Genomic DNA, 6,334 nt, shown 5'->3' with positions numbered 1-6,334 from the left:
CAGTCTCGCAGTCAGGCGGGCTTATGCCATTGCACTCGACGACCGATTTCCGACCGGTCTGAGCCCACCATCGCGCGCCTCCGTTACACTTTAGGAGGCGACCGCCCCAGTCAAACTACCCACCACGCCATGTCCCGGGACCGGATAACGGCCCTCGGTTAGACGTCAACGACAGTAAGGGTGGTATTTCAAGGACGACTCCACCAGAGCTGGCGCCCCGGTTTCATAGTCTCCCACCTATCCTACACATACGGTCGCTAACGCCAAGGCGAAGCTATAGTAAAGGTTCATAGGGTCTTTCCGTCTGACCGCGGGAACCCCGCATCTTCACGGGGAATTCAATTTCACTGAGCCTATGCTGGAGACAGTGGGGAAGTCGTTACGCCATTCGTGCAGGTCGGAACTTACCCGACAAGGAATTTCGCTACCTTAGGACCGTTATAGTTACGGCCGCCGTTTACCTGGGCTTCAGTTCGACGCTTTCACATCTCCCTTTAACCTTCAGGCACCGGGCAGGCGTCAGACCCTATACGTCGCATTGCTGCTTCGCAGAGCCCTGTGTTTTTGCTAAACAGTCGCTACCCCCTGGCTTGTGCCACTCAGTCCTGCTTGCGCAAGGTGAGTCACGCTTATTCCGAAGTTACGCGTGCAATTTGCCGAGTTCCTTCAGCATAGTTCTCTCAAACGCCTTGGTATGCTCTACCTGACCACCTGTGTCGGTTTCGGGTACGGTCTCTGCTGGAGTTATTTCCTGGGACAACGCCCCCGCACACACAATCCAATAAGTGGGTACGAGTTAAGCCATCCGTCACTTCCAGCTGGTGCAGGAATATTTACCTGCTTCCCATCGACTACGCTTTTCAGCCTCGCCTTAGGGGCCGACTAACCCTGCGCAGATTAGCTTTACGCAGGAACCCTTGGTCTTTCGGCGAGAGTGTCTCTCACACTCTTATCGTTACTCATGTCAGCATTCTCACTTCCGATACCTCCAGCCAGGCTCACGCCTGACCTTCACCGGCCTACGGAACGCTCCGCTACCGCTTGCAGTAAACTGCAAACCCATATCTTCGGCGCACGGCTTGAGCCCCGTTACATTTTCCGCGCAGGATCGCTTGATCAGTGAGCTGTTACGCTTTCTTTAAAGGATGGCTGCTTCTAAGCCAACCTCCTGATTGTCAAAGCAATCCCACATCGTTTCCCACTTAGCCGTGACTTGGGGGCCTTAGATGATGGTTAGGGTTGTTTCCCTTTTCACGACGGACGTTAGCACCCGCCGTGTGTCTGCCCGATAGTTCTCTTGGGTATTCGGAGTTTGGTTAGTATTGGTACCGCTCGCGCAGCCCGCAACCATCCAGTGCTCTACCCCCCAAGGAATTCGTCGGACGCTCTACCTAAATAGATTTCGCGGAGAACCAGCTATGTCCAGGTTTGATTGGCCTTTCACCCCTATCCACAAGTCATCCCAGAATTTTTCAACATTCACGGGTTCGGTCCTCCAGTTGGTGTTACCCAACCTTCAACCTGCTCATGGATAGATCACCTGGTTTCGGGTCGTCATACGTCGAACTTAGCGCCCTATTCAGACTCGCTTTCGCTGCGCCTACACCTAACGGCTTAAGCTTGCTCGACACATGAAGTCGCTGACCCATTATACAAAAGGTACGCCGTCACCGCGCTTGGCGGCTCCGACTGCTTGTAGGCTTCCGATTTCAGGATCTGTTTCACTCCCCTTGTCGGGGTGCTTTTCACCTTTCCCTCACGGTACTTGTTCACTATCGGTCGTAGAGGAGTACTTAGGCTTGGAGGGTGGTCCCCCCATGTTCAGACAGGATTTCACGTGTCCCGCCCTACTCGAGTCTCTTGCTGTTTGATGACTACGGGGCTTTCACCCACTATGGCCGACCTTTCCAGATCGTTCGTCTTTATTTCACAAGAGCACTGGCCTGGTCCCGGTTCGCTCGCCACTACTACGGGAGTCTCGGTTGATGTCCTTTCCTCCGGGTACTGAGATGTTTCAGTTCCCCGGGTTCGCTTAATGAAGCCTATGTATTCAGCTCATTATACCTTTCAACAATCCGCCAATCGCCGCCCTCCACACCGGAGCAAGTCCAGCGTGATGAACAGAGTTGGAAGACTGTAAAGGTGGGTTTCCCCATTCGGAAATAACCGGATCAAAGGGTGCTAGCGCCTCCCCGGTTCTTATCGCAGCTTGCCACGTCCTTCATCGCCTCTCTACGCCAAGGCATCCGTCAGAAGCCCTTCAACGTTTGATCGTTTCTCAGCAAAACTCATGCTTGGTTTATTCCGCCCGACTGGAAAGATGCCGGGGGACCAAGCCTGATTTTTGTCAGACAATGTCTTCTTCTCGAACAAGACCTACAAGCTCAGGGGAGCCGGTCACGTTCTTCCTTTACGATTTCAATGCACGCCAACCTAAAGGCCGACGGCAAACTTGAATGCGATCACAAGATCCTGGTGGAGCCAGACGGAGTCGAACCGACGACATCCTGCTTGCAAAGCAGGCGCTCTACCAACTGAGCTATGGCCCCATTCCGAGGAATGGTGCGAAGCCCAGGAGAGCTGTCATACGATACTGTCCAAGGCTGGAGTCCAGCAGGGCTGGTAGGCCCGGGCAGACTCGAACTGCCGACCTTACGCTTATCAGGCGTACGCTCTAACCACCTGAGCTACGGGCCTATGGCAGCGACAGCCAGGTCTAGAGACCCAGGCTCGCGATCGCGTCACCAACTCAACGACCCGTATGGTCGAGGCGTCGATGACGAAAGTGGAAAGAGAAACGGAGACGGCGGCGTTCCGCCGTTTGTGCCTAGCGCTATCGCATTGCTGCTTGAGCGCATCAGCTATTGGAGCCTCAATAGACAGCCTCGTGAGAGACGGCCTGGAGAAGCATCCTTAGAAAGGAGGTGATCCAGCCGCAGGTTCCCCTACGGCTACCTTGTTACGACTTCACCCCAGTCGCTGACCCTACCGTGGTCGCCTGCCTCCTTGCGGTCAGCGCAGCGCCTTCGGGTAGAACCAACTCCCATGGTGTGACGGGCGGTGTGTACAAGGCCCGGGAACGTATTCACCGCGGCATGCTGATCCGCGATTACTAGCGATTCCAACTTCATGCCCTCGAGTTGCAGAGGACAATCCGAACTGAGACGACTTTTAAGGATTAACCCTCTGTAGTCGCCATTGTAGCACGTGTGTAGCCCACCCTGTAAGGGCCATGAGGACTTGACGTCATCCCCACCTTCCTCCGGCTTAGCACCGGCAGTCCCATTAGAGTTCCCAACTAAATGATGGCAACTAATGGCGAGGGTTGCGCTCGTTGCGGGACTTAACCCAACATCTCACGACACGAGCTGACGACAGCCATGCAGCACCTGTGTCCTAGTCCCCGAAGGGAAAGCCAGATCTCTCTGGCGGTCCAGGCATGTCAAAAGGTGGTAAGGTTCTGCGCGTTGCTTCGAATTAAACCACATGCTCCACCGCTTGTGCGGGCCCCCGTCAATTCCTTTGAGTTTTAATCTTGCGACCGTACTCCCCAGGCGGATTGCTTAATGCGTTAGCTGCGTCACCGAAATGCATGCATCCCGACAACTAGCAATCATCGTTTACGGCGTGGACTACCAGGGTATCTAATCCTGTTTGCTCCCCACGCTTTCGAGCCTCAGCGTCAGTAATGAGCCAGTGTGTCGCCTTCGCCACTGGTGTTCTTCCGAATATCTACGAATTTCACCTCTACACTCGGAGTTCCACACACCTCTCTCATACTCAAGACACCCAGTATCAAAGGCAATTCCGAGGTTGAGCCCCGGGATTTCACCCCTGACTTAAATGTCCGCCTACGCTCCCTTTACGCCCAGTAATTCCGAGCAACGCTAGCCCCCTTCGTATTACCGCGGCTGCTGGCACGAAGTTAGCCGGGGCTTCTTCTCCGGGTACCGTCATTATCGTCCCCGGTGAAAGAATTTTACAATCCTAAGACCTTCATCATTCACGCGGCATGGCTGCGTCAGGCTTTCGCCCATTGCGCAAGATTCCCCACTGCTGCCTCCCGTAGGAGTTTGGGCCGTGTCTCAGTCCCAATGTGGCTGATCATCCTCTCAGACCAGCTACTGATCGTCGCCTTGGTGAGCCTTTACCTCACCAACTAGCTAATCAGACGCGGGCCGCTCTAAAGGCGATAAATCTTTCCCCCGAAGGGCACATTCGGTATTAGCACAAGTTTCCCTGAGTTATTCCGAACCTAAAGGCACGTTCCCACGTGTTACTCACCCGTCCGCCACTAACTCCGAAGAGTTCGTTCGACTTGCATGTGTTAGGCCTGCCGCCAGCGTTCGCTCTGAGCCAGGATCAAACTCTCAGGTTGAGTTGACTTCTGACCTAAGCTTGAAGACCACCGAAGCGGTCTTGGCATTAGTTCTACGTATTTTATTGACGAGTTCCCACGTCATCGATCCGAAGACCGACGCATGGTATCTTTTCAAAAAGACCGCAGATAGTCAGTGTCGTATGATGACCTTCTAGGGTCATCGCAAGAACACCGCCGCCTGCGTTTCTCTTTCCAAATCAACAATGTCAAAGACCTGGAACCTCCGAAGAGGCCCGACCGTTTAGCGCCGTGTCGTCGGCGGAGGCGGCGATTTAGAGAACCGCAAACCCCGTGTCAACCGCTCTTTTCAGAGATCTTTCGGAGAGAAGAGCGAACCCTTCAGACCGCAAGAAACCACCGGAGGAAAGCGAGGCTTACCTCTAAAAACCCGTCGGCGATTCGATTGGAGCGCGGAACCTAGTTAAACCAACCGATGAAAGCAAGAAGTTTTTCGCTTCTTTCTTCCGTGAAACCGTGAGGACCTAAACCCCCGCGGCCCGCCGGCCAGCCCGTTTCCGAGCGAGGCGGCTCTATACGGAGAGGCGGATTTGTCAGCAAGCGGATTCTGACACGACAGGGGAAGTTTCTCGCAGCCCCCGCGGCCCGCCGGCCAGCCCGTTTCCGAGCGAGGCGGCTCTATACGGAGAGGCGGATTTGTCAGCAAGCGGATTCTGACACGACAGGGGAAGTTTCTCGCAAAACCGGAATCGGCAAACGGTTTGGCGTCCTCTCACCCCGCAATATAGGTCCGCAAACTCTCGGCCTCATGGGCGTGTTCGGCGATCTGGCTCTTCACCACGTCGCCGATGGAAATAACGCCGACCAGACGATCCGCCTGCATGACCGGCAGATGCCGGATGCGCCGATCAGTCATCCTGGTCATCAAGGCCGACATCTCCTCGGCCGGTTCGGCATATATCACCTTGGCCGTCATATAGTCGGCGACCGGACGAGCCAGCGCATCGGCGCCATCGGCCGCCAACGCCTTGACCACATCGCGTTCGGAAAACACCCCGACCACGCGGTCGCCATCACAGACGACCAACGCTCCAACCCGCTTCTGCTCCAGTTCTTCGCACGCCTGAGTCACCGTCAGATCCGGCGCGATCGAGAAGACAGCGTTTCCCTTGGTCTTGAGGATTTCGGCGACGAACATCGCGGTCCCTTCTCTATATAAGAGACGACCGCAGGGCCGGAATGGCGACAGGGCCGCTCAGGGAGCGATGATCGCTCAGCCCCCGTCCGGAATCAACGCGCCTCAGCGATGAGGTGCGGCCCCAGTTCCGAACATCCGCCCCAAGGGACCGATGGCCAGAAAGCCGACGACGAAGCCGAACGCATGGGCCTCCCAGGCGATCCTGGCTCCCTCGGCGCCAGGTAGTCCACCGATCATTCCAGTCACGGCGTTAACCGCCATCCAGGTGACGGCCGCGCCGATCACGCGCCGGTCGCTCATCGGCAGCACCCGGCCCTGTCCGCCCAGCAGTCGTGTCGCAGCGCCGATCAGGCCGAAGACGGCGCCGGACGCACCGACCATCGGCTCGCTGGATCCCCAGTGGATCAGCCCATAGCCCAGCGACGCCAACACGCCGCACACCAGATAGAAGAGCAGAAAGACCGTCGGACCAACCTTGGTCCCGAACAGCCGCGCCACCGGCGTCCCGAACGCCAGCGCCGCCACCGCATTCATGATCGCGTGGGTCCAGCCGCCGTGCAGCAGCATGGCCGTCAGCAGCCCGCCCCACCGTCCCTGCTCCAGATCAATGGGCGCGAACGCCATGCTCATGCCCATGTCGGGCAGGTCGCGCTGGAACAGATACAGCGTCGGCATTGATGCCGCGATCAGCAGCACCACCAGCGGCACGTTGAACATCGGCTCTCGCGCCGGGCGGCTGTTCGGCGGATCGAATCGACCGGATGCGTCTGACATGAAGCCACAAATGCTCAGTGACC

At 56.6% G+C, this 6,334-nt stretch carries 2 protein-coding genes, 2 tRNA genes and 2 rRNA genes (1 of these 6 running past the window's edge); all 6 read right to left on the bottom strand.

The window, feature by feature from the left end; genetic code table 11:
- Window positions 1-2,273 (bottom strand): 23S ribosomal RNA (locus ASF31_RS08185); it reaches 529 nt to the left of the window's first position.
- Window positions 2,274-2,473: 200 nt separating this feature from the next.
- Window positions 2,474-2,549 (bottom strand) — tRNA-Ala (locus ASF31_RS08180).
- Window positions 2,550-2,620: 71 nt separating this feature from the next.
- A tRNA-Ile gene (locus ASF31_RS08175) sits at window positions 2,621-2,697 on the bottom strand.
- A 220-nt stretch (window positions 2,698-2,917) separates the two neighbouring features.
- Window positions 2,918-4,378 (bottom strand): 16S ribosomal RNA (locus tag ASF31_RS08170).
- Together the 16S and 23S rRNA genes with 2 tRNA genes alongside form the textbook arrangement of a ribosomal RNA operon.
- A 733-nt stretch (window positions 4,379-5,111) precedes the next feature.
- Window positions 5,112-5,537 carry a CBS domain-containing protein gene (locus ASF31_RS08165; RefSeq protein ID WP_055754169.1) on the bottom strand — a complete coding sequence of 142 codons (426 nt, stop codon included), beginning with the start codon at window positions 5,535-5,537 and terminating at the stop codon, window positions 5,112-5,114.
- Between the two features lie 102 nt (window positions 5,538-5,639).
- Window positions 5,640-6,311: a rhomboid family intramembrane serine protease gene (locus ASF31_RS08160; protein ID WP_200918595.1), complete on the bottom strand. Its 672-nt coding sequence runs from the start codon at window positions 6,309-6,311 to the stop codon at window positions 5,640-5,642.
- Window positions 6,312-6,334 lie beyond the last annotated feature (23 nt).

Origin of the sequence: Brevundimonas sp. Leaf280 (assembly GCF_001422455.1) — a bacterium.
Taxonomy (GTDB): domain Bacteria; phylum Pseudomonadota; class Alphaproteobacteria; order Caulobacterales; family Caulobacteraceae; genus Brevundimonas.
This window is presented reverse-complemented; position numbering and strand designations above follow the sequence as displayed.